At 35.3% G+C, this 1,371-nt stretch carries 2 protein-coding genes; both read left to right on the top strand.

Annotated features, from left to right (window positions below; all coding sequences use genetic code 11):
* The first annotated feature begins 132 nt into the window (after positions 1–132).
* Positions 133–951 (top strand): hypothetical protein, encoded by an 819-nt coding sequence (locus AC1DPQ_RS27790; protein WP_477579961.1) that lies wholly within the window; start codon positions 133–135, stop codon positions 949–951.
* A gap of 15 nt (positions 952–966) precedes the next feature.
* Positions 967–1,341, top strand: a complete 375-nt coding sequence (locus tag AC1DPQ_RS27785; RefSeq protein WP_116249211.1) for a GntR family transcriptional regulator — start codon at positions 967–969, stop codon at positions 1,339–1,341.
* Positions 1,342–1,371: the final 30 nt, after the last annotated feature.

Raw genomic sequence — 1,371 nt, 5'->3', positions numbered from 1 at the left:
GAGGCATCACTCTCTGGTTATAATGCGGTAATGCCAAATTATCATCAAGAAGACAGCAAATTAGATATGGAGCTTCTTTTCAATGCCATACTTGCAGAAAAAATCAAATTTAAACCTTTATTCAGTTAAGCGATGAACAACACATTTAATATCAAYCGATTTGGCTTATTGCTTAAAAGACAGTGGTTAGACTTTGGGAAAATCTATCTGATCAGCCTTGTTGTGCTGTTGGGAATAGTAGTAGGCTTTTATAGTTATAGTATTCCATCGCCACTTAAAGACAATAATTTTGACTACGACGGCAACCTCGATATGCGTTTCCGCTACCCTCTTTTCCTGATTTTGGGATTTGTTTTTATCAGCATCGTAGCCAGTAGCTATTTTAATATCCTGGGACAGAAATCGAGGGCCATTTTAGAACTGATGACACCCGCTTCAGTATTCGAAAAATTTCTGGCAGGTGTAGTTTACACTGCAATAATAAGTTTGTTTAGCTATCTGTTAATCTTTTATTTAACAGATTTGGCCTTTGTAAAATACCTGAACGGTCACCTTGAAGCCTTTAAAGGCCTCTTACCAAAAAACGGGGCTGTTAGAGAAGTTGAAACGATTACTTATCAGGTATTTAATGATGAAGGCTATAGAAAATATTGCGGCTACTTTTTTGCTTTCCCCTTTCTCATTACCAGCCTGTTCCTGTTAGGATCTGTCTATTTTAACCGTTTTCACTATATCAAAACGGCTCTTTCGGCTATGGTTTTCATTGGCCTAGCTTCTTACCTGGTGGTTAAACTTTCGATATGGCTAATGGAGGGTAAAGTTGCTAATCATCATCATTTTAGAAAAGAAGATAAAGACTGGGTTTTGCTAACAATTTTATTGGCAACAAGCATCATCACCCTAATTATTTGGACGATTACTTACATCCGTCTTAAAGAAAAAGAAGTTTAATTAAAAGGTATAGATATGGAATTTAGAGATAACAAGGCAATATACCTTCAAATTGCAGAATACGTTTGTGAACATATTTTGCTCGGAAAATGGAAAGCCGAAGAAAAAGTACCCTCAGTTAGGGAATTAGCGGTTGAACTTGAGGTTAACCCAAATACAGTAATGCGTACTTACGAATTACTGCAAAATAAGAGCATTATCAATAATAAAAGGGGAATCGGCTTTTTTGTTGGCGATGATGCCATTGACCATGTGAAAAGCTATAGAAAAGTGCTATTTATGGACGATGAGCTTCCCGTAGTATTCAGAAACATTTATTTATTGAATATTGGCTTTGATGAACTGAAAAGCAAATACGAAACATTTGTAAAAGAAAATTTTAACGCTTAAAAATATGAAAACAAGCAATAAACTATTAAT

The sequence above is a fragment of the Pedobacter sp. 01T416_2 genome (assembly GCF_056398925.1).
Note: the sequence above shows the minus strand (reverse complement) of the source record. Positions and strands in the feature narration are given on the sequence as shown.